This is a genomic window from Mucilaginibacter gracilis, from assembly GCF_003633615.1.
Lineage (GTDB): Bacteria > Bacteroidota > Bacteroidia > Sphingobacteriales > Sphingobacteriaceae > Mucilaginibacter > Mucilaginibacter gracilis.
On the sequence record NZ_RBKU01000001.1, the window covers coordinates 40,727 to 65,357 of the forward strand.

Consider the following 24,631-nt stretch of genomic DNA (forward strand, 5'->3'; position numbering starts at 1 on the left):
TTTAATTTATAACTGTAAACTCCTTGCTCAATCTCAAATCGGTTGATGAGCCTCCCACCATCACCCGGAATTTACCGGGCTCAACCGTCCAGTTCATATTTTTATCCAGCAATGCCAAATCATCTGGATGCAAGGTAAATTTCAAGGTACGGGTCTCGCCAGGTTCAAGGCTGGTCCGCTCAAAACCGCGCAGATCATAATCATAAGTAGTCACGCTGCTCACTACGTCTTTCAAGTATAGCTGCACCACTTCGTCTCCTTTGCGTTTCCCGATGTTTTTGATTTGCACCGATATATGGATATCGGCATTGGGTTTAATGATCTCTGCGTCTACCTCCAGATCGCTATATGCGAATTCGGTATAGCTCAAACCAAAGCCGAAAGGATATAGGGCGCCGTTCACGCTGCTTTTACCATAACCATTGTTGCCGCTGCTCGCCTGCCCTGCTTGCGAAGCTGGTTTGAACGGAAAATTATACTCGATTTGCCCTACGGTTTTTGGGAATGTGACCGTCAGCCTGCCACCGGGATCGTTGTCGCCAAACAAGGTTTCGGCCACTACCCTGCCACTTTGCGGGCCGGGAAACCAGGCTTCGAGTATCGCAGGAATATACCTGTCTTCCCAGTTCACGGTAAGCGGCTGGCCGTTGATCATGACCATAACCACCGGTTTGCCGGTGGCTTGTAAGGCCATAAGCAACTGTAATTGCCTTCCGGGTAAATTTAAGCAGGTACGCGAAAGACCCTCGCCTACCTGCTTTTCGCTTTCGCCGACAACAGCTATGATCACATCGGCCTGCCTGGCTTTGGCGACTGCTTCGTTAATACCGTTTTGCTCGGTTTTGCTTAAGGGTGTTGGTATAATCTCGCTTTCCGGCCAGGTAGCGTCGGTCACCTCGCAGCCTTTGGCGTAACCAACTTTGGCTTTTGCGCCTACATAATTGGTAATGCCTTCCAGTACCGTAATCACTTTGTTATTTGATGGTCCGTATCGGCTCGTTGTATAATTTCCTTCTGTAGCCAGGGGGCCTGTTACCAGGATATTTTTAAGTTTACTCACATCCAGGGGCAGCAGGTTATGTTCGTTCTTTAACAATACCATTGATTTCCGGTTCATTTCGAGCGCCAAAGCTTCGCTTGCCGCGGAATGTACGATTTTATTCGCTGCCACTGTATCAGCAACGTAAGGCTGGTCAAATAAGCCAAGCTTGAATTTAACACGCAGCACATCCCCTACGCAGGCATCCAGGGTCTTCATCGATACACTACCTTCGTTCACCAACTCCCGTAAGGGCATAATATAATCGCCGGGCCAGGTAAAGTTTGTACGCACGTTGAGGCCTGCTTCGATCGCTTGTTTAACCGAAGCTTTGTAATCTTCGGCTACGTGGTGTTTTCGGTATAGAAATTCCAAAGCCTCACTATCCGATACCACATAGCCGGTAAAGCCATATTGCTGACGTAAAAGTTCGGTCAAAAAATAATGACTCCCCGTTATCGGCACACCGTCCCAGTCATTATAACTGCTCATGACACCCATTGGCGCAGCTTCCTCTATCACCCTGCGGAATGGGTATAAATACAATTGATGCAGTTCCCTCGGCGCCACATGCGGATCGGTACGGGCATCGCCATCGCGCCCTCCTTTAGGCACGCTGTAAACGGCATAATGTTTAAGGGTAGATGCTACCCCCTGCTCCTGAACGCCCAATACCATTTGCTTGCCTAATTCGGCTATTAAAAACGGAGACTCGCCATAACATTCCGGTACGCGGCCCCAGCGCTGGTCACGCGCAGGATCCAGTATCGGCGTATAGATATTGGTATAACCCAAGGCTTTGGCTTCGGCACCTACAATGTTTCCCATTTTACGTACCAAAGCTTTATCCCAGGTGCTACCTATATTGATCGGTGCGGGAAAAGGTGTAGCCCTGTCATGGCATAAGCCATGGATACCTTCGTTGGTAAAATCGACAGGGATGCCTAAACGCGTTTCTTCAACAAACCATTTCTGAATAATATTGATGGCCCAGGCATGTTTACTAAACGGATAGGAAAACTGTGTTTGGGCCTTGCTGTTATAGGCCAGGCTGTTGAGGTCCTCGTCGATATTGGCGATACCGTCCTTCCAGATCTCGTTCTTCCATCCCGGGGTAGGCAGTTCGTCCTTTAGAACGCGCCCATAGCCGTAGAGTGTAGCAGTCTGGCATGTTTTTTCATCCAATGTCATTTGAGCCAGCAAATCGGCTACCCTTTTTTCAATTGGCTGGGCGGGATCTTCAAATATGTCCTTTTTACCATTTTTATTAAAATCTATCCAGCCCTTTCTATATATATTAGGTTGCTGCGCAAACAACATTGTACAGCTGCTCACCACTACGGTTATCATTAAAAGCGTTCTTTTAGCCATATTTTTGTCGGTTCGTTTAACGGTGTCCTGCAATACACATCTTAATCCACTTAACGGTAGCCTCTTAGTTAACCGTTATCACTTTTGTTTGCCTGACATCTTTTGATGAACTTGCAACCAGGAATTTATATTTACCCGGTTCAACTTCCCATTTCATTGTCTTTTCGTTAAAAAAAGCCAGATCGCTGACATATACAGGGATTTTTACAGCCACCTGTTTACCAGCACCCACCCATACTTTAGTGAATGCTTTCAGTTCCTTTTCGGGACGCTCAACTTCCGAGTTCTCTTTGGCCACGTATAACTGTACAACCTCTTTACCTCCGTATTTACCGGTATTTTTCAACTGTACCGTCAGGGTGATCTTTTCGCCGGGTTTGTAGGCACCCTTATCGGCAGACAGGCCAGAATAAACATAGTTAGCGTACGATAAGCCATAACCGAAAGGGTATAAGGGCTCGATCTTTTTGCTATCAAACCAACGATAACCAACCAAAATACCTTCTTTATAATCTGCATTGAGGTTATCGTATGGAAAAGTATGCAAGGCATGTGCCGGAGAATCTTCAAGCTTTACCGGAAACGTAAACGGCATTTTGCCTGATGGATTTACTTTGCCGCTCAATACGTCGGCCAAAGCATTCCCACCCTCACAGCCGTTATACCATTGCCATACGATTGTGTGGTTGTTTTTTTTGATCTCGTTCAGATCATAAGGCGCTCCGCCAACCACGATCACAATGGTATTGGCGTTGACAGCCGATACAGCATTCACCAACTCCTGCTCGGCAAATGGCAGGTGAAGCGTTGTCCTGTCGTGCCCTTCACTCTCATACTCCCGGTTCCCTCCAATAAATACAATGGCAGCATCCCGGTTTTTAGCAAGATCAGCAGCTTGTTTGATCAGGTCCCAGTTCGGTTTTTCGGCCTTTTCTTTTTGTTCGTCAGTGTATTTAGCACCATAATCCGGAGCGTAACCTTGCGCAAATTGAATATCAACCTGACGACCGAATTTATTTTTGAGACCCTGCAGATTAGTAACTTCGTACCGTGCTTTCACCCCGGCTCCGATACCACCGCGGTGAAATTGCAGTGTTGCGTTATCGCCGATAACAGCCAGGCTTTTGATTACCGCAGTATTGAGCGGCAACAGGTTCTTTTCGTTCTTTAACAATACAATAGCTTCTGAGGCGATATCATAGGCGGCTTTAGCATGTGAAGCAGTATTTAAACTACCGGTAGGTTTACTGCGATTCATACTCGTATGGTACATGACCCAGAGCATATGATACACTTTTTCGTCAATCAGTTTTTCGCTCACATAGCCCAACCTCACCGAATCAATCAGAGGTTTGGCAAAGTAATACTCGCCATAGGGTTTATCTGTTCCCATCTCAACGTCCAAGCCATTTTTAGCCGCTTTTACACTACTGTGCGTACCGCCCCAATCCGACATCACGACCCCCATAAAACCCCATTGCCTGCGTAATAAATCTTGGAGCAGATAGCTGCTTTCCGAACAGAAATCGCCCCTAAATCTATTGTAAGCCGTCATAATCACCCAGGCATTACCTTTGGTTATTGCGGCTTTAAATGCAGGCAGGTATATCTCCTGTAAAGCACGTTCGCTGACCAATACGTTGACCTTGCGGCGGTCTGTTTCCTGGTTGTTAACCGCATAATGTTTGACGCAGGCTGCTACTCCTTGTGTTTGGATCCCGGCAACTGCAGCTACGGCCAGCTGCGAATTAAGGAACGGGTCTTCGGAGTAATATTCATACGTGCGCCCATTGAGCGGTGTACGGGTGATGTTAAAGGCCGGCGCCAAGATCACATCCTTATGGCGGGCACGGGTTTCTTCCCCTAAAGCCACACCAAAACGGCGCGCCAGGGCAGGGCTCCAGGTAGCGGCCAGTGCTGAGCCGTTAGGGAAAAAAGTGGCTGAATCGGTGGTTAGTTCCGCCGGTGCCCAGTCGTCTTTGACTTCTTCCCTCACACCCAGGGGGCCATCGTCGCTCATCAATTGCGGCACTCCCAGCCGCTTTACACCCGGCGAGGAAAATTTGGAGTCAGCATGCAGCATTCCAATTTTTTCTTCCAGGGTCATTCTCCTGATGAGCGCTTTAATCCTGGCGTCCGATATCATGGCCGGTTTGGTTTGGGCCGTAGCTGTAGTGATACAAAAGATGACCGCGCAAACAGTAGCGTAGCCTAGCATGTTTATTTTCATATTGTTATTTATATTCAATCGTATTATTCAATTAATTTTTCAATTTTCCCAATAACAAAAGCCAACCTGCATAGCAGGAGTTTTCGTTGTATTTAGCCAGATCACCGATAATGCCGTTGCCTTTTCTAAGAATGGCCATTTTATCCTGCGGCCGTGTTGATACCCTAAATTCCACCTCATGTTCTCCCTGAGGCATCATGGGCAAACAGAAATAATTGGAATGGTAATAGGTACCATATTTGTCAAATCGCGTGTATAACTGGGGCGCCCCGCCGTCGCTAACTACACTGTACTGACCGCTCCCCGGACCCATGATATCGTAAATACCAGCCATCCGGCCTTTAAACCTGACTTTTATAGCGGCTCCCCCATTATCCGATTTAATCAGACATGGAAACTTTGACCTGAACGTTTTCGCTACCGTATCCGCATCGGTCAATTCCTGCCAGTCGCCGGTTTTGGTTAACGCTTTAACTGAGATCATTTGCGCCTCCTCCCAATTATCAGCCACGTAGGGTTTACCTAACTTATGTTTAAAAGTTTCGGTATTGTTTTGAATTAACTTTAAGGAGCGTGTTAACACTTCGGTGTAAATTTTGTGTCCGGTTTGGGCCAAGGGGTGTACGTTATCTACAGAGAAAACAATTTTACCCAGGTTTTCTTCGGGTTTACCCTGGAATATCAATCGGTTGTCCTTGATCAGTGAAATAACTTCGGGGCCAAATTTGACCGATGGAATATCATAAAACAGGGCCACATGTTCCATGGCAAGCATGGACGGCCAAAGCTTTCCAGCCTGCAGGGTCGGCACCATATTACCCGACAAGGTGTATACAAAACAGATATCTGTTTTGGCATCAGCACGCCATACTTGCCTGACAATGCCTTCCATGGTTTGATAAATACGTTCTGGTGCCAGGCCGCCATCGTTTACTGCGAATTCGACAAAAACAAGGTCGGGATGGAAGTTAATCACGTCGTTCTTCACCCTGAAAACACCTAAGTCGGAACCGGTTCCGCCTACCCCCGCGTTGATGTGTTTAATCTCAGCCTGCGGATATTGATCCTGAAACCATTTTAACGATTGCTCCCGCCAACCGCCTTGCGCAGCCGTTATACTCCCCCCCAGGTAAGCGATGCTAACCGCCTTGCCTGACTTTACCTTAGCAAAAAAGTTCGGCAGGCCTTTGCGCGCATTGAATTCCTGCAAATTATCCAGGGTATCTGTTTGTGCTTTCAACGTTGTTGAAAGCAGGGTAACCATGCCCGCAAGCAAAACAAGTGATGATATGATTTTTAACTTCATTTTTTATTGATATTACCAATAAACAAACTGGTAGGGGTCCGAAAAATTTATATAAAGGCGAATAAAAACTAACTTTCTGTACCTGGCTTGAAACAGCGCCGGACGGCTTGTTTTGTGATCATTCCCAGGGGAAGATTGATCTAAAAAAGAACGCATAACCAGCGAACTGCTGTGACCTGTATCCCCATATTTAAGCCAAACGTGCATGGTGCTATCCTTTAGTTAACATGATTCGCCGCGCCAAGCTCCCAGGTCTTTTGATCATCTGTAGATTCTTCGACGTTAACCAGCTGCATATCCTGAAGATATTTTTGGACCAGGGACCGCCCTTTGACCCCGATGCCAGGGGCAGTGATCAATTGCACGCGGGACAGCTTCACCAGATGTGCAACATGAGAAACCCCCATAAACAAAAGCGCATTTTTCATTCTTACGGTAAAATCCTCCACCTCCGTTATGGGTACGTTCAAGACAGAGCCGCTGCCGCTGCTTTCCGTATCATGATCGAAGAAACGGGAATTGACATCATCATCGTATCCGTTTTTATACTCGATAAATAAGTAATCCATCGTTTATTCAACTATATTATTCATAAAATAATTCCAGGTTGATCAGTACCCATGGTATGGGCTATTGGTTTATCCATACGAATTTAACCACAAGACAACAGTTAACAGCCCTGAACAGCCTTTATAAGGATTGGGAACGAGCCCATTTAATGGGAACGTGCCCACATTCCCAAACATCCTTAAATGATCGTAATCAGGACTTCTATTTTTTTTCCTCTGAACGATAATGGAACAGCCTCTAGTCCGGGTACGAAATTGAAAACACGCCCGTTGCGGCTTGGTTCTATATCGAAGGGTACATTGGCCACCAGACGTAAAACAGCGCCCGCTTTTTCAATCCTGAGTTCACGGTCCGATACGCGGGTTAATTTTTCGCCGCTTGCTGAAATTACCGGCAACATGTATTTTACAGGTAAAGCATCATCTGCATCACATACCGCAGTAATTTTGAATTGATCAGCTGTAAAACGGTAACTGACCTTACATCCTATCGCTGTTTTTTCATAAGGTGCCTGGCTCTCATCCACCAAGGCCGAAAAGGTTTCGAACAGGATATCGCCCCTTACTTCCTGATGTTTTACAGTGGCTTTCAGATCGTGTATATTGGTATAAAGATGTTGATCTCCGGTCAGCTGGAAACGCGGCGTAAGGCATACAGAATAAGGATCCTTATCCCTTTGCATGTTGAAATTTTCGACCAGCTGGTAGGTGGTCATACTGGCAGTGATAACAGGGCCTACTTTTTGATGCCACAGCATCGTTAAAGCTCCGCCTGACGCGTGTCCGGATTTCATCAGGTATTCCTCATCATAAGCGGTAACCGTGCCGCGCCAGCCCCCTTTGGCAATGAGCCAGGTTTGAATATCCTTGAATTCCTTTACAACATCATCAGCTTTCAGCCGTGGTAATTGGGCCGTGTTTTGCTTCGCCGGAGATGATTTCAACAAAAGCGTGGTTAAGGCTTTACTATGGCAGAAAGTATGGTGCACACAGGGCAATTCGCCATGATCGGTATAATGTGGGCCACCATGCAATAAACCCTTTTTCGTGCACCTGTCCAGCAGTTGCGTATTGTGTAAAGCAACCTGGTAAAAAGACGGGTCATATTCCGCCATGATCGCGTAGCCGGGCTGGCAGCCATCACTCGTACGGCTTCCCCAGTAGGTCCATTTAAAATTACGTGTCCCCCAGCTGTTGTCCCAGCCGCCATCCGGGAGCATAAATTCCGCATGTGCCTTCATCGAGCGCAGAACCGTATCAAAAACCTCTTGATCTCCGGTTAGCTTCGCATATAAAACCAAAGCCTGTAATGATTCCTCAACATTGTAGCCCAGGTCCACCGAATAGCAGCCCTTGGCTGTCGGCTCCTTTTCAGGATGCCCCTCGCCATAGAGCAGGTGATCGTTAGGTGTAAAATATTGCAAGCCCTCGTGAGCTAAAGCTTTCCCTCTCGCCAGGTATTTTGGTTCGTTGAAATACGTCCCGATTAAGGCCAGGGCGTAACTGCAAGTGATCGGGTAATTGATATTACCGGTGTGGATGGTAAAGTCCCGATATAGGAACTCAGCGGCTTTTTTTAGCCTTTCTTCCCATTTATGTTTAGTGGCTTTGTCAAGCATACCTCCAAAATGGGTCAAGGTTTCGGCCAGCATGACCGCGGTGAATACGGAGATGCCGGTCCAGTCGCTGATGACAATTTCGCTTACCCATGACCCGTCCGGCATACTTACCTTCTCCTCCATCCAATCGTACAAGCCCATGGCAGCGTGCTGATATTTGGGGTCTTTTGTACGATGGCCTAGATACATCAGCGGTAATATGGCATCGGCGCTACGGCCATGCACGCTTGCGCATGCGGGGCATAATATACCTCCATATAAACCTGTAAAGTTCGTGTCGCTAACCTGATGGGCCAGCAATCCGTCACCCCAGCGCTTAAGCAGGTTAAATGCCAGACTGTGCAGGTCTTCGGGATCATGGGGAATATGGGCGACACCTTGATCCCGCAAAACGGTATTTTCAGGGAAATTAAAACGGGCATCAGCATGATGTGGGAGTAACAGGCCCGAGGCGGCTAAACCGCTCCATTTTAAAAAGTTTCTTCTTCCGGTAAATTTCATTTTGAGGGATAAATTGGCGTCCAAATATAGCCCCCCGAGCTACAGGTAACTTTTAACCCGAAGCATATCTTTCATTGGGAATGCTCCCATTAAATGGGAACGATTGCAACAAATATTTACGGGTTTGTATCCGCCTGTTTTTTTATTAACAAGGCATCTTTACAGAATCAGCTCATGCGGGTACCGCAGGGCAAAATACCAATCCGGCGTTTACAGCTATCTCTAAGAGCAATAGGAACAACATGTTAAAGATATTGAATAGTGTAAAGCAATTGGGCAGCAATAAAAAGGCTTTATTGATTGTATCGCTGGCCGCGCTGGCCATCTACTTTATTTCGCGATCAAGCATGGAGTTACCCGCCGAGGTGGAAGCTGAAACCATTAACCTTGCGGATGCGATCGATTATAATGTTGATGTAAAACCCATTCTATCCGACAAATGCTTTTCCTGCCACGGACCCGATGCTAAAAAACAAAAAGCCGGATTACGTTTGGATATCGATACGGCAGCTTACCATAAAGTTACCGGAACCGGACTGAAAGCCATTACTCCCGGAAACCCCGCCAAAAGCGAAATGGTGCGTAGGATCTTATCCGCTCAAGCGGATGATATCATGCCTACGCCCGCTTCCCACCTGGCACTAAGCCCGAGAGAAAAGGCCGTATTAATTAAGTGGGTAGACCAGGGCGCCAAATATAAACCACACTGGGCGTTCGTTAAACCGGTCATGCCGGATCCGCCATCTGTGCATCAAACAAAATGGATAAAGAATGATATCGACAACTTTATTCTAAAAAAGTTGGAAAAAGAAAACCTTAGCCCGTCTGCCGAAGCCGATAAAGAAACACTGATCAGGCGGGTGAGTTTTGATGTGACAGGACTGCCACCGAGCATAGCTGAAACAGATAATTTCATCAAAGACAGATCAGCCGGCGCTTACGAAAAAATGGTGGATCATTTTTTAGCATCAAAACATTACGGTGAAAGAATGGCCGCTTACTGGCTGGATGCCTCGCGATTCGCAGATAGTTACGGCTATCTTGATGACAGGCACCGTGACACTTCACCTTGGCGAGACTGGGTGATCAAAGCTTACAACCAAAACCTGCCCTTTGATCAGTTTATTACCTGGCAACTGGCCGGCGACCTGCTCCCGCATGCTACGCAAGAACAGATCCTGGCCACGGGTTTTAACCGGAATCATAAACAGAATACAGAGGCGGGTATCATTGGCGAAGAATTCAGGGTGGAATATGTGGTTGACCGTACCAATACCTTAGGCACAGCGCTGATGGGGTTGACCATTGGCTGCGCCAAATGCCATGACCATAAATACGATCCTATCAGCCAGAAGGACTATTATTCGATGTTTGCTTTTTTTAACAGTACGTTTGAATTGGGCAGCCCCAATTTTGGGGATAAGAACGTGGTCGCGGGTCCTACCCTGATATTGACCGATAAACTGACGGATCAAAAGATAGCTGACATTCAATCTTTCATCCGGCAATTAGAGCTCAGGAAAAACGCAGTAAAACCTATCGAAAACGATATAGAAGAATCCCTGGCAGCAAAGGCGATCGCCCATTTAACGTTTGACACTCAGGTCAATGGTCTTTCCGAAACAAAAAAAGGAGGTAAAAGACAAACCATCAAGTTATTCCCTAATACGATAAATCAAGCCTTATCCGCCGAAGCTACTTCTTCCACTATCGGCAATGGAGTTTCTGGTAAATCGTTAAAGCTTACCGCGGAAACCAATGTTCATTTTCCGCCTTATAAAATTGGCTATTTTGAAAGATACGAGCCTTTTGGGATCAGCCTGTGGTTGAAACTGCCACAGGGTAATAACCACGGTGTAGTTTTTTGTCAAACAGACCCGGAAAGGTACGGCACCCAGGGCTATGACCTGATGGTAAGCGATAACAAACTCAATTTTCGCCTCAATCATGCTTATCCGCACGATTGCATCAGTGTTTTTAGTCCATCGGCATTACGGCCTGGCCAATGGTACCATATCGCACTGAGTTACGACGGATCAAGCAGGGCCAGGGGCTTAAAAATGTATATTAACGGACAAAAGCTTAACCCTGTAATCGCATACGATCATTTACAAAAGAATATCCGTTCGCACCCGGATGTCCAGAAGATCTATCCCTTTACAGGCTTAACCTTCGGGTACCGGGCCCTGGACCATGCCTTGCCAGGCGCCGAACTGGATGAATTTATGTTATTCAATAACGAACTGACCGATGCCGATGCGGCTTACCTGCAAAAGCGATTACTCTTAAAATTGGTTGCTAAAACGAAGAAACAAAGGGATACCTTGAACTTCGCCCTCATGCAGCAACGCATGCGGCTGGCCGCAGTACTGGATTCGGCAAAAGAAGTGATGGTGATGGGCGACTTACCCAAGCCCCGGATAACCCATGTACTTAAACGCGGCGTATATGATAACTACGGAGCCGAGGTAAAACCACGTACGCCGGATGCCATACTACCCTATCCAGCCACCTTCCCTAAAAACAGGCTGGGTTTGGCCCGATGGCTATTTTTGCCCGATAACCCGCTTACGGCCCGGGTTGCGGTAAACCGGATATGGGGTTTAATATTCGGAAGAGGGCTCGTCAAAACAACCGACGATTTTGGTAACCAGGGCGAAATGCCCTCGCATCCCGAACTGCTGGATTATTTATCGATTAAGTTCCGCCAAAGCGGCTGGGATACCAAGGTTATACAGAAAATGATATTGATGAGTGCAACCTACAGGCAGAGATCAGAAATAACGACCGAGAAATTAGCCGCAGACCCGCAGAATATTTGGCTCTCCCGGAGTCCGCGCTTCAGATATTCCGCTGAAATGATCCGTGATAATGCTTTGGCTATCAGTAAACTGTTGATCGATAAAATAGGCGGGCCAAGTGTGTACCCTTATCAGCCAACCGGTTTATGGGAAGCCTTGAGTGATAAAAGCTGGCGGCCCATTTATACGCAGGCTACAGGTGAGGGCCTGTACAGGCGCAGTATCTATACCGTTCGTAAACGGACCAGCCCGCCTCCATCCATGCTTATTTTCGATGCTTCGGACCGAAGCGTTTGTACCGTCCGGCAACAACGTTCCAGTTCGCCCTTACAGGCGCTGGTGCTGCTCAATGATCCGCAGTTTATCGAAGCATCGCAACAAATTGCGATCCGTATGCTGAGCGAGGGCGGCCCTACCCTTAACCTGCAGTTGAATTTTGGTTTCAGGCTGATCACCGGGAGAACAGCCGGTACAAAAGAACTGGACTTACTCCGCAAGATGTACCAGGTTGGATACAGCAAATACCAAAGCCATCCCGACAAGGCAGACAAACTATTTCATATTGGCGAGTACAAAACTTATGATCACCAGAAATGGTGCGAAACTGCAGCGCTTGCCGATATCAGCCTGGCATTAATGAACACAGATGAATTTATCACCAGAAAATAAACGGCCTTATGGATGAATTACAGGAAATGCTATACGCCCAAAAGAGACGGAATTTTTTAAAAGGCTCGGTATTGGGCCTGGGTGGTTTGGCCTTAGGGTCATTGCTGGGGTGTAACAGTCCCTCTAAAGAATTATTAAAGCACCTAACCGCGTCCCCAGATGAAAATCAACCCCTGGGCAAACCCAATTTTGTCCCTACCGCAAAACGGGTAATTTACCTGTTTCAAAGTGGCGGGCCATCGCAGATGGAACTGTTTGACTATAAACCCAGGCTGAACCAGATGCACGGACAGGAAATCCCGGCATCGGTATTAGGCGGGAACCGTTTGTCGGGCATGGTCAGTAACCAATCCAGCTTCCCGCTGGCCGGTTCCGCAGCCACATTTTCGCGCCAGGGTAGCAATGGTACCTATATCAGCGATCTCTTACCGCATACTGCAGGGATCGTCGACGATATTTGCCTGGTCAAATCCATGTACACGGAACAGATCAACCATGAACCCGCCGTAATCTTCACCCAAACCGGGAACCAGTTAAGCGGGCGCCCAAGTATAGGATCGTGGCTAAGCTATGGCCTGGGTAGCCTGAATCAGAACCTACCCTCTTTTATCGTCATGATATCAAAAGGCGGTGGCGACCAGCCCATCAGCAGCTCGGCCTGGAGCAACGGATTTTTACCATCGTATCACCAGGGCGTACAGTTCATGTCCGGCAAGGACCCGGTACTGTATCTTTCATCGCCCGAGGGGGTGGATCAAATGGATCGCCGCCACGCGCTGGACTATATTAAACAACTGAACTTGCTGCAAAACGAAAAGTGGCACGACCCGGAGATTGACAGCCGGATAAACCAATACGAAATGGCCTACCGCATGCAGATGGCCGTACCTGAGATCACCAACCTGAGCGATGAGCCCCAGCATATCCTGGATATGTACGGGCCGGATGTAAAAATACCAGGTACTTTTGCCTATAACTGTTTAATGGCCCGCCGGCTGGCCGAAAAGGACGTCCGCTTTGTACAACTCTATCATTTAGGCTGGGACCACCATGGCAAGCTCGCATCCGGCATCAAAAAGGCGACCGAGCAAACCGACCAGGCTTCAGCTGCTTTAGTAAAAGACCTCAAACAACGCGGCTTGCTAGACGATACTCTGGTTGTATGGGGTGGTGAGTTTGGCCGCACAAGTTTTTGCCAAGGTAAGCTAACGCCGGATGATTTCGGCCGCGATCACCATGCGACGTGTTATAGTATGTGGATGGCCGGCGGCGGTATTAAGAGCGGACTGGTCTACGGGGAGACCGATGATTTTTCATACAACATTGTGAAAGATCCCATGCATGTCCACGATTTCCAGGCCACGATGTTGTATACTTTAGGTATCGATCACGAAAAATTCACATTTAAGAGCCAGGGAAGGCGGTATCGTTTAACGGATGTATCGGGCAAGGTTATTCAAAGCATTTTAGCCTGATGCATCGGCGGGATTTTATAAAAAGCGCGGCTGTAGCCGGCGTATCGGCGGCGGTACCAACAACATCGTTCACCAGGATGGTCAAAAGCGGTAACAGATCCCCCATCATCGGGCACGGAGATTTCAAATACCGTGTTAACCAGGAATGGGGCATTTTAAATGCAAGCCGGTATCCGGTAAATAATTGCCATGAGATGGTGATGGACAGTAAGAAACGGCTGATCATGATCACCGATGAACCGAAGAACAACATTATTATTTACGATAAAGGGGGTAAACTATTGGATACCTGGGGACACCAGTTCCCAGGCGGACATGGGTTGACCTTGCATAATGAGAACGGAACCGAGTTCTTGTATATCACCGATTATATTTTAGGCGAAGTTTACAAAACCACACTGGGTGGTAAAGTGTTGCTTACCATTAAGCATCCCAAGTTTATCGGCCAGTATGCAGATTGTGATAAGTTTTGCCCCACCGAAACCTGCATAGGTCCCAATGGCGATATTTACATTGCCGATGGCTACGGTTCACAATACATTTTACAGTATACCGCTCAAGGTGAGTTTATCCGCAAGTTTGGTGGCGACGGATACCTTGATGATAAAAAATTCAAACAGGCCCATGGCGTAACCCTGGACAGCCGCGACCCGGGAAACCCGGTTTTGATGTGCACTGAGCGTATGAAGAACTGTTTTAAGCGGTATACCCTGGACGGCAAATACCTCTCATCGATTTACCTGCCCGGGGCTTATATAAGCAGGGCGGTTTTCGACGGGGATATGTTGTATTCGGGGGTTTGTTATTCCGCATTGCACCACCACCCGGTACCCGCACTGAACTCTGGCTTTGTAACCATTTTGAATGGCAATAACCAGGTAGTTTCTAACCCGGGCGGCACCAAACCGCAATACAACAATGGCGAATTGGAGATCATGATACAGGAAACACCCATTTTTAAACACTGCCACGATGTTTGCATCGACAATGACAAGAACCTGTATATATGCCAGTGGAACGCTGGGAAAACTTATCCCGTTCAGTTAGAAAGAATTTAAGCCCATGTGCCGATGCCAATTTCAACCATTTTATTAACAGCTGACTGGGGCAGTTTTATCGGCCATTTACACCCGGTTATTGTCCACCTCCCCATCGGTATGCTAATTGTCGCCGCGATGCTTGAGGCATTGGCCATGCGTAAACGCACCATCCAATGGGATCAGGTCATCGTTTTGATTTTGCGGTGGGGCTGCCTGAGCGCTCTCGTTTCCGCGGCATTCGGGTGGTTACTGTCACGATCGGGCGGTTACCCCGCCCAAACCTTATTCTGGCACCAGTGGGCCGGTATCAGTTTAGTTTTCATAGCCGGCGTATGCAGTTACCTGAAAGTCAAAGCCATCGCTTCCAAATCCAATACCAGCTATCGCATCGCCATGCTGGTGATGCTACTCCTTTTGACCTTCACGGGACACCTGGGCGGAAATATGACCCATGGAGAGGGCTATCTTACCGCTGATCTGCCTGAACCGTTACGGTCCTGGTTAGGCATGAAACTTAGCGCGGAAAAAAACAGCCCGGAAAAGATCAGCGATGTAAACGAAGCCAGGGTTTACCGGGATGTGATCTCTCCCATACTGCAAAGTAAATGCTGGAGTTGCCATGGCGAATCCAAAAGCAAGGGAAATTTCAGGATGGATACCGAAACTTTACTCATGAAAGGTGGGGAACACGGAGCGGTGATCCTCAAAAACCATGCAGATGGCAGCGAACTGGTCAAACGGGTATTACTTCCGCCCGATGACGATCACCGGATGCCCCCCAAGGGGAAAGAGGCCCTGACAGACAACGAAATTTCGATGATCAAATGGTGGATAAACCATGGGGCCGACTTTACAAAAAAACTAAAAGAACTGCATCCGGACGAGAAAACCAAACAGCTATTTTCTACCTTAAACGGCAATTCACAAACCTTACGCTCCCCCGGCGGCGGCGCGGGATCAAAACCGTATATACTATTTAATCAAAAAGCGCCCCTGGCCGCACGGACAGACATCGATACCTTAAAAAAACTATTCGTCCTGGTATCCCCCATTGCGCAGGCACAAAACTATTTATCGGTAAGCTGTATCAACGCGCCCGGATTTGACGATTCAAAAATGGCTTTACTGGTTAGGTTGAGCCCGCAGATCACCTGGCTGCGGCTCAGCCATACAAAGATCACCGACACTGCCCTCCCCCAGCTTTCCAAAATGACTTCCCTTACCCGCCTGGACATGGCCTATACGAACCTGACCGACGCCGGTATCCAGAGCATAGCCCGCCTGCCCAACCTTGTCTACCTCAACCTCACCGGAACCCGGATTGACGATCAGGGGCTAAAACAACTGGCCCCGCTAAAAAACCTCCGTAATATTTATTGCTGGAGAACAGCAGTCAGTAAGGAGGGTGTTGCCATACTACAAAAAAAAATCCCCTGGTGCAACATCGATACCGGCGCTAAAAATTAACCCATCCACTAAACACCCGACCAATAATCAACATTGGGAGTGTTCCCAATCGTTAAGCAGGGTTATAACCTGATTTTTTGGGGCTTAAAGGAGCCTGTCATATGAAAAGACAGTATATTTGGTTACCAATTACGTTCAACTGATTTAAGCCTGTACCGATTACAGGCTAATCTGCGACCGATCTGATGATCTGTTGATTTTAAACTTAAGTTGTGATTTCCCCATGGCGCCGAGTGACTATACTGTACTTGCCGATAATGAGCTTGTCCTCCTCCTGAACCAAGGCGATCTGGCAGCCTTTAACGAGATCTATCACCGGTATTGGGGACGCCTTTTCGACGCTGCTTACAAAGGCGTACGCGATGCCGGCGTGTGTGAAGATCTGTTACAGGACATTTTTGTTAAGCTCTGGGAAAAGCGTTTCCGGGTAAGCTTTACCAAAGGCCTGGGCAATTACCTTTATACCGCAGTCAAATATAAGGTACTTGACCATTATCGGGCCGCCTTGGTCAGGGAAAACTTTCGGGGAACAAGCCAGCCAGCAGCAGATTACGACAACTCAACCCTGGAACGCATTTTATTGGTCGACCTGATCCGCCACATCGAGATTCTGGTTCATCAACTGCCTGATAAATGCAGGTTTATTTACAGGCTGAGCCGTATCGAGCACAAAAGCAACAAAGAAATTGCCAGCCTTTTGGATATCTCTGAAAAAACAGTCGAGGGGCACCTGACCAAAGCTTTGAGCAGGCTAAAACCCGCTTTATATGCCGGCTATTTATTCCTGATCGCACTTGTTTTTGTATTTCATATCCATCCGCCCAGGTGAACCGCCCTTCAATCAAGCTGCTGCTCCCGTAAAGCAAAGGAGGTAACTTGCAAAAAAAAATCCGCGAGAACAAGGGAACACCCCTTCCTGGCCGACTATCTATTATAAGCCTGATACATTTTTATTGAACATGGATAAAACACAGCTTGCAGAACTGCTCGACAGGTATGCCAAAGGTGCTTGTACGCCTGAAGAAACCGATGCCATCGATACCTGGTACCAAAAACACCAAGCCGCTGATGATTTCAGCAAAACGCTGACCGGAGCCGAGCGGCAGTTGTTAGAAAATAAAATTCTGCGCGGGATACACAGCCAAATGGAAGGTAACCCAAGCCAGGCTGGCGGGCCGCTTACCAGGCGCAAAACCATCATTCACAAATTGTGGCGGCCCGTTACGGCGGCAGCGGCAGCCTTAGCCCTAATCGGCCTGTTTTTACCGGATCGGCCATTCGCCCCCACCCATCCCGCAATAGAACTGGCTGAGGAGATCCAGCTTACCAATACGACGAAGCACCTCCTTAAACGCCTTTTGCCCGATGGCAGCGTGGTTTGGTTGAACCCCAATTCCAGCATCAGCTATTCATCGAAATTCAGGAATAAAACACGGGATGTTTCGATGAAAGGCATTTGCTTTTTCGAAGTCAGCAAAGACGCCGCGCACCCCTTTATTATCAACAGCACCCACCTGGTCACCAAGGTTTGGGGAACAAGTTTCAGGGTAAGCGATATCGACAATACCCATGCGGCGAGTGTAACCGTGGTTAGCGGAAAAGTCTCCGTCAGTACAAAAACCAGCACAGGCACTGCTGGAAAAATGAAAGAAGTAATGCTGTACCCGAGGCAGCAAGCTGTTTGCCAGGCTACCGGGAACGTTTTGTATCACGGCCCCACTACAGACACAGCCTCCTTGTACCTGTGGAGGCACGTTAGTTTATCCTTTGAAAACGCCAGATTATCCCAGATCGTCAGCGTGCTTAACGGCCAGTTTGGCGCCCATATCAAAGTCGATAATTCTGAACTGAATAATGCAGTACTGGATGCCGACATGAGTGACCTCAATTTACCCGATATTCTGGACGTACTCAAAGCCGCGCTGAGACTCAATTACGAGATCAGCGGCAAGGAGATCATTCTCCAAAAAAACACCCGCATGAAACCAATTCATTATAAATAACCTAAAACGAACTGATATGAGCAACAAACAACCAACGTAAGCACGGTCCCCATTAAAAAGGCACAAGAGTGTAGCAACCACTCCTGTACCCTTGAATTCCGGCCCTTAGGATCACATCAAATAAATTGGTGCAGGGCCTTTATTATATTTTCTTTCAAAAATACATTCAATCCAAAATTATGAAATTTTATTTACAGGACCGGTATTTCTGGTACAAGATTCAGGGCTGACGCATAAGAATAGTTAAAAGTTGATATGGTTATGAACAAAGTGTTGGAAACGTAGGTATAACTTTTGTGGTTTCGGGAGGATTAGAGTCGGGTTAGCGTTTTTTCTTTGTAAAAGCATATGACGACTTCACTTCACAATCATTTTAGATGGATACCTGATCCTCGTACAGGTAATAATAAGAAACACAATTTACTGGAAGTTATCATTTTGTCGGTATTGGCCGTTCTATGTGGTGCAGAAAGCTGGTACGAGATGGAAGAATTCGGGAAGGAGAAAGAAGATTTTTTAAAGCAGTTGCTGCCTCTTGAAAACGGCATACCCAGTCATGACACGATCAACCGGGTTTTTATGCTGATCGATTCGGCGCTTTTTGAACAGTGTTTTCGTGCCTGGACAGCGGAACTTAGCCGGGGTCTTGAGGAGTCGGGCCTGTCTGGCGAAAAGGAGTTGATCGCTATCGATGGAAAGAGCATCTGTAACAGCGCCTGCAAACACCAGGGGTTGGGGGCCTTGCATTTGGTAAGCGCCTGGTCGGGTCGTAACCAGTTGGTACTGGGGCAACAAAAAGTGGATGACAAGAGCAATGAGATTACGGCGATCCCAGCATTGTTATCGCTATTGAACATCAAAGGGGCGGTAGTAAGCATCGACGCAATGGGTACACAGAAAGCGATTGCTGAACAGATTGTCGAAAGCCAGGGCGATTATATCCTTGCTTTGAAACAGAACCAGGAAACACTTTATGAACAGGTAATCAATCAGTTCAACTTTAAAGAAGACAGTTACAGCCAGCACCTGGATAAGGGCCACGGGCGGGCGGAGATCAGAGACTGCAAAGTCATTCATGAACTTAACTGGGTTGACGAAAAGGAAAATTGGAAGGGAATAAAGACCATCATCAAAATAACCTCGGAAAGGATAATAGGTGACAGCCACTCCATACAAGACCGCTACTATATCTCCAGCCTCCGTGCTGATGCTGCCTATTTTAACCAAGCCATCCGCGCACATTGGGGCATTGAGAACCAATTGCACTGGCAGTTGGATGTCGGATTTGGCGAAGATTACAATACCACACGGAACAAACAGACCGCCCAAAACCTTGCCGTAGTCAGAAAGATAGCCCTAAATATCCTAAAAGCCGACAAAACCAGTAAGGCCAGCCTGAAAGCAAAAAGAAAAATGGCCGGGTGGAACCATAAATTTCTTCTTTCATTAATCGCTAAAACAAATTCCTAATGCGTCGGCCCTGGTACAAGATTATGAGGATAACATTTAGCCAGCTATTCATTTTAGTCGTTTTAACAGTTGTTTCGTACGCCAGGCCATCTTCGGCGCAGGTGATACTGGACAAGAAGATCAGCCTGAACGCTGAGCGCAAAACACTGGCTGATATTTTAAAACAGTTGGCCAAAACCAATCAAATCCAATTCATTTACAATAAAGACGTTATACAAACAGGCGACAGGATATCCGTGCAATTCAGTGATGAACCCCTGAAAACGGTACTCGACAAACTGCTCGCCAGGTACGATATCAATTACCAGGTCTTTAAAAACAAGATCGTGCTGATCGATGCCGAAAAGATCGACGTTACCGCCAACACCCCAAAGCAAACGGTACCGGTATCGGGTAAAGTACTTGATGAAAAGGGCCAGCCCCTGATCGGCGTCAGCGTGACCATCAAGGGAACCACCAAGGGAACCGTGACCGACCCGGACGGCAATTTCAAGATCCAGGCGGATAATCCCTCGGACATCCTCGTCTTTAAGTACATCGGTTACCTGACTTTCGAAGCGCCGGCCGGTTCTCCCTCGCCCATTACCGTTAAACTGATCAGTAATTCCACATCGCTGAACGAAGTCGTGGTCGTCGGTTACGGCACCCAGCGAACGCTCGATATCACCGGCTCCGTTGGTTCGATCACCGATAAAAGTATCAGAGACCAACCCGTGACCACCATAGGTGAGGCCATGGCCGCGAAGATCGCCGGCGTGGAGGTGCAGCAAACCACGGGCAAACCAGGCGCGCCCATCACCGTGAGGATACGTGGTGCAGGCTCTATTTCCGCCGGCAACCAGCCCCTGTATGTTCTGGATGGCTATCCCCTTGCCGATCCGGCAACCCTGAACCTGTTAAGCAATGACGATATCGCCTCGATAGAAGTCCTGAAAGACGCCTCCGCAGCAGCCATCTACGGTTCAAGGGGCGGTAACGGCGTCGTCCTGATCACCACCAAAAAAGGCACCGGAGACGGGAAAACCAAATTTAACCTTAACTTTTACTCCGGCCTATCCAGCCCGAGTAAATACCTCGACATGTTAAACTCCGCGGAATTCGTGGATGTGACCCTAAGAGCCTATAATAACGCCTATATCGACCGGGGCGGTGACCCCGCTGTACTGCCGGTTAACCGAGCTTACGGCTTAGCGGCCATATTTTTCAACCCGTCACAATGGGATGATACCAATTGGCAAAAAGTAGTTACCCAGACCGCCCCCTTTAATAATTACCAGTTATCCGTATCCGGTGGTAGTAACGGTAATAAATATTACCTGTCCGCTGGTTTTCTCCAACAGGACGGCATCGTAAAATACACCGGTTTTAAACGTTATTCGGTCCGTTCGAACATCGAGGCCGCCGTTAAACCCAACCTGAAGATCGGCTTGAACCTCGCTCCCTCATTTTCCAACGAACGCGTATCGAATACCGAAGGTACCTATGCCAACGCCACCAACGAAGGAACGATCATGCTGGCCGTGCTTTCACAACCCTTCATCGGACCGTACCAGGCCGACGGCAGCTACACCCGGCCGGTACTGACAGGTAACGCGTCAAGCCGTAACGCTCTGGCCCTGCTTAAAGAGATCACTGACTGGCAAAAAACGCTCCGGGCTCTCGGTAATTTATACATCGACTGGCAGCCCGTCAAAGGGCTCACCCTGCGCACTTCCGGCGGAGCGGATTTCGTGGCTTCCCGGAGAGATTATTTCAGGCCGACCACCGTCCCCTCTTCAGGGGTTTCCGTAGCCAACGGCTTTAACAATACCGCGCAGAACATCAACCTGCTCTGGGAAAACACCGCCAATTATAAAACGACATTGGCCAAAGATCACAAATTGGAGCTGCTGGCAGGTTACAGCGCGCAATGGAACGACAACGAACAGAACAGCATTGTAGGCTCCGGGTATCCAAATGATGCCGTGACCACCGTGAACGCGGCGACCACCCGCATCGGTACCGAAAACATCGAAAAATGGGCCCTGGCCTCCATATTGGCCCGGATCAATTACAGCTATAAAGACAAATATCTCCTCACCGCTAACTTCCGCCGCGATGGCTCTTCCCGCTTCGGCGCCAATACTCAATATGGCTCATTCCCGTCCGCCTCTGTAGGCTGGCGCCTGAGCGAAGAAAGTTTCCTAAAAAGCATCAACTGGCTAAACGAGTTAAAAATACGGGCCAGCTACGGACTGACCGGGAACAACAACATTGCCAATTACGGCTCTATCGGCTTGATTACTCAAGATAATTATGTACTGGGCACCGGTACCGGTACGCTGACCGGCGGCCTGGCGCCCAGCAGCATTTCCAACCCCGACCTCAAATGGGAAAAGAATGTGCAGACTGACCTGGGGCTGGAAGCCAGCATCCTGCACGACCGACTGCAGATCACGGCTGATTATTACAGCCGGGTATCGTCAGACCTCCTACTCAACCTGCAGGTACCCAGCATACTGGGCTTTACTTCTGCCCTGGTCAACATTGGCGAAGTACAGAATAAAGGGGTAGAGTTTACCGTCAATAGCCGTAACCTCGTAGGCGGGCTAAAATGGAACACCAATTTCAATATTTCTTTCAACCGCAACAAGGTACTGAACACCGGACCTTCTGCTACGCCGATCTTTACCGGCTCTTATGTGGCTAATATCAATGTCACCCAGGTGGGCAGCGCGATCGGCAGCTTTTACGGCTACCATGCCATCGGCGTATTTAATAACACGGCAGAGCTTAATACATACCCTCATTTTGCCAATACCCGAGCCGGTGACGTCAAATACGAGGACGTCAATCATGATGGCATCATCGACGCGCACGACATGACACTGATCGGTAATAACCAGCCCGACTTTACTTATGGCATAACGAATACCTTCCAGTTCAGGAACTTCGACCTGAGCACCGTACTTCAAGGCGTGCAGGGCGATCAGATCGCCAATGCCTTCTCTTCGGTGATCGAAAACGGCTCCGGAGCAGGTATCAACCAAAAGAGGGGCGTGCTGAATGCCTGGCAATCGCCCGATAACCCCGGCGACGGCATCCATCCCCGTTTGAATTCAAGCGTTACCGGGAGCAACAATGTATTTTCCTCCCGCTTTGTCGAAGACGGATCCTATTTACGCCTGAGAACGGTCACCCTCGGTTATACCCTACCCGCTAAACTGGCAGAAAAATTTAAGATCAAATCGGCAAGGTTTTACCTAACCGGCGAAAACTTGTTTACGCTGACAAAATACTCCGGGTTTAATCCCGAAGTAGGCTCCGCCGGGGATAACGCCACCCAGCCAGGCGTCGATTACGGGGCTTACCCGATCAGCAGGGTTTATACCATTGGCGTGAACATTGGTTTTTAATAGCCCTTAAAAAAGAAACGACCAAGAAACGAGAAAAAAGAAGAAAAAATGAAAACAATCTTAAACATAAAAAACATTCAGGTCCTGGCATTCCTGCTGGGCATAGCCGGAACTATGCTTTCCTGTAAAAAAAGTTTTCTTGACCTTACGCCCATTTCCCAGATCGGCGCAACCAACTTTTATAAAACCCAAAGCGACCTCTTGAACGCAGTAAACGGCGCTTACGGCGCACTGCAACTGAACGGGCAGTATACGGAAGAATATTATTTCTTGGCCGATTACCCGGATGACGATATTGAGAGCTCCTTAAGTGCGGCCAATAATGATTTCGACCAGTTCGAACGCTTCTATTCCAATTCTGCCAATATCTATATCGCACCAGCCTGGACAGATGGTTACAAAGGGATTCTGCGCTGCAACAACATCATCACCCAGGCACCTAACGTGACCATGGACGCCAGCCTGAAGGGCCGTTATGTTGCCGAAGCCAAATACCTGCGGGCACTGATGTATTTTAACCTCGTTCGCATATTCGGTGACGTACCCCTGGTCATCGCGCCATTGACAACAGTATCCGATGCTTACGAAGTAGGGCGCTCCCCCGTTGCCGATGTTTACGTGCAAATCGTAAAAGACCTCACCGATGCCGAAGCCGCCGTACCTTTAAGCTATACCGGGGCTGATATTGGCCGGGTGACCAAGGGGGCCGTCCAGACCTTGCTGGGGCAGGTTTACCTTACCCAAAAGAATTATACCGGCGCCGTAACCGAACTGGCGCAGGTAGTCAATTCCAACGTTTACAAACTACTGCCCGTTTATTCGGACGTATTCAACCCTGCCAACGGGAACAATGCCGAGGTCATCTTTTCTGTAGGCTACAAAAAAGGCGGCATCGGCGAAGGCAGCCCATTCGTCAACGCCTTCCTGCCCACTGGCGGGATCCCCACTCTCGTGACCATCGGCACCACTGGCAACCGTATGAACGGCAGTAAGGATCTTTATTTTGCCTTTGAACCCGGCGATACCCGCCGCGCCATATCCATCGATACCTCTTTCATCGATGGCACCGGCAAGCTCGTCAAAACCGTTTTCACCCGTAAATACTTAGATACCCCGCCCACCGACAAAGATGGCGACAACGACTGGTTCGTACACCGTTACTCGGATGCCCTATTGATGTACGCTGAGGCATTGAACGAAACCAACCAAACCCCAATCGCCCATACCTATTTGAACCTGGTTAGGAACCGCGCCGGACTTGCCTCCAAAACCGGCCTCGACCAGGCAGGCATGCGCCTCGCACTCGAACAGGAACGCCGCGTAGAACTCTGCTTCGAAGGCCATCGCTGGTTCGACCTCATTCGGACAGGCCGCGCCATCACCGTGATGAACGCCTATTTCAAAAAGTATAATATTTTACTGGGCGGCGTCCTGGTCCAAATTGCCCCTTACCAGCTCATCCAGCCAGTACCACTATCCCAAATCCAGGCCAATCCAGCCAAAATGCCACAGAATCCTGGTTATGGCCAATAAGAAGTAATATTGTTTCCCTTATCAACCCCGGTCCCTGAAAAGACCGAGGGTTGATATTTCGCATTCCAGCCGTAGTTAGAAAGTCATTATTTTTAATTCAGTGCTTACTATTTTTTCTATTGTTTTGGCCTCCCTGCCATAGG

At 48.2% G+C, this 24,631-nt stretch carries 14 protein-coding genes; 9 read left to right on the forward strand and 5 right to left on the reverse strand.

Annotation, left to right across the window (positions count from 1 at the left end):
• Position 1 precedes the first annotated feature (1 nt).
• The 5 genes from BDD43_RS00140 to BDD43_RS00160 all read right to left on the reverse strand — a co-directional run bounded on the left by BDD43_RS00140 (position 2) and on the right by BDD43_RS00160 (position 8,635).
• On the reverse strand, positions 2-2,410 hold the full coding sequence (locus BDD43_RS00140) for a glycoside hydrolase family 3 C-terminal domain-containing protein (RefSeq protein WP_121195542.1): 2,409 nt from the start codon (positions 2,408-2,410) through the stop codon (positions 2-4).
• A 64-nt stretch (positions 2,411-2,474) separates the two neighbouring features.
• On the reverse strand, positions 2,475-4,640 hold the full coding sequence (locus BDD43_RS00145; RefSeq protein ID WP_121195543.1) for a glycoside hydrolase family 3 C-terminal domain-containing protein: 2,166 nt from the start codon (positions 4,638-4,640) through the stop codon (positions 2,475-2,477).
• A 31-nt stretch (positions 4,641-4,671) separates the two neighbouring features.
• Entirely contained in the window at positions 4,672-5,946 is a 1,275-nt protein-coding gene (locus BDD43_RS00150; protein ID WP_121195545.1) for an SGNH/GDSL hydrolase family protein, read from the reverse strand.
• A 218-nt stretch (positions 5,947-6,164) separates the two neighbouring features.
• Positions 6,165-6,515, reverse strand: a complete 351-nt coding sequence (locus BDD43_RS00155) for a hypothetical protein (protein ID WP_121195546.1) — start codon at positions 6,513-6,515, stop codon at positions 6,165-6,167.
• Positions 6,516-6,694: 179 nt separating this feature from the next.
• Positions 6,695-8,635, reverse strand: coding sequence for a glycoside hydrolase family protein (locus BDD43_RS00160; protein WP_121195548.1), 1,941 nt, complete (start codon positions 8,633-8,635; stop codon positions 6,695-6,697).
• Positions 8,636-8,877: 242 nt separating this feature from the next.
• Here BDD43_RS00160 and BDD43_RS00165 point away from each other — a divergent pair, with 242 nt between their 5' ends.
• From BDD43_RS00165 to BDD43_RS00205, 9 genes are all read left to right on the forward strand, one after another.
• Positions 8,878-12,105: a DUF1553 domain-containing protein gene (locus tag BDD43_RS00165; protein ID WP_121195549.1), complete on the forward strand. Its 3,228-nt coding sequence runs from the start codon at positions 8,878-8,880 to the stop codon at positions 12,103-12,105.
• An 8-nt stretch (positions 12,106-12,113) separates the two neighbouring features.
• Positions 12,114-13,580, forward strand: coding sequence for a DUF1501 domain-containing protein (locus BDD43_RS00170; RefSeq protein ID WP_121195550.1), 1,467 nt, complete (start codon positions 12,114-12,116; stop codon positions 13,578-13,580).
• Entirely contained in the window at positions 13,580-14,638 is a 1,059-nt protein-coding gene (locus BDD43_RS00175; protein WP_121195552.1) for a twin-arginine translocation signal domain-containing protein, read from the forward strand. Before BDD43_RS00170 ends, BDD43_RS00175 begins: the two co-directional genes overlap by 1 nt.
• Positions 14,639-14,650: 12 nt before the next feature.
• Positions 14,651-16,087, forward strand: coding sequence for a c-type cytochrome domain-containing protein (locus BDD43_RS00180; protein ID WP_121195553.1), 1,437 nt, complete (start codon positions 14,651-14,653; stop codon positions 16,085-16,087).
• Between the two features lie 223 nt (positions 16,088-16,310).
• Positions 16,311-16,916 carry an RNA polymerase sigma-70 factor gene (locus BDD43_RS00185; protein ID WP_121195555.1) on the forward strand — a complete coding sequence of 202 codons (606 nt, stop codon included), beginning with the start codon at positions 16,311-16,313 and terminating at the stop codon, positions 16,914-16,916.
• Between the two features lie 130 nt (positions 16,917-17,046).
• Positions 17,047-18,090: a FecR family protein gene (locus BDD43_RS00190; protein WP_121195556.1), complete on the forward strand. Its 1,044-nt coding sequence runs from the start codon at positions 17,047-17,049 to the stop codon at positions 18,088-18,090.
• Between the two features lie 348 nt (positions 18,091-18,438).
• Positions 18,439-19,560 (forward strand): ISAs1 family transposase, encoded by a 1,122-nt coding sequence (locus BDD43_RS00195; protein WP_121195558.1) that lies wholly within the window; start codon positions 18,439-18,441, stop codon positions 19,558-19,560.
• A 23-nt stretch (positions 19,561-19,583) separates the two neighbouring features.
• On the forward strand, positions 19,584-22,955 hold the full coding sequence (locus BDD43_RS00200) for a SusC/RagA family TonB-linked outer membrane protein (protein ID WP_162846938.1): 3,372 nt from the start codon (positions 19,584-19,586) through the stop codon (positions 22,953-22,955).
• Between the two features lie 48 nt (positions 22,956-23,003).
• Positions 23,004-24,488 carry a RagB/SusD family nutrient uptake outer membrane protein gene (locus BDD43_RS00205; RefSeq protein ID WP_211339638.1) on the forward strand — a complete coding sequence of 495 codons (1,485 nt, stop codon included), beginning with the start codon at positions 23,004-23,006 and terminating at the stop codon, positions 24,486-24,488.
• Positions 24,489-24,631 lie beyond the last annotated feature (143 nt).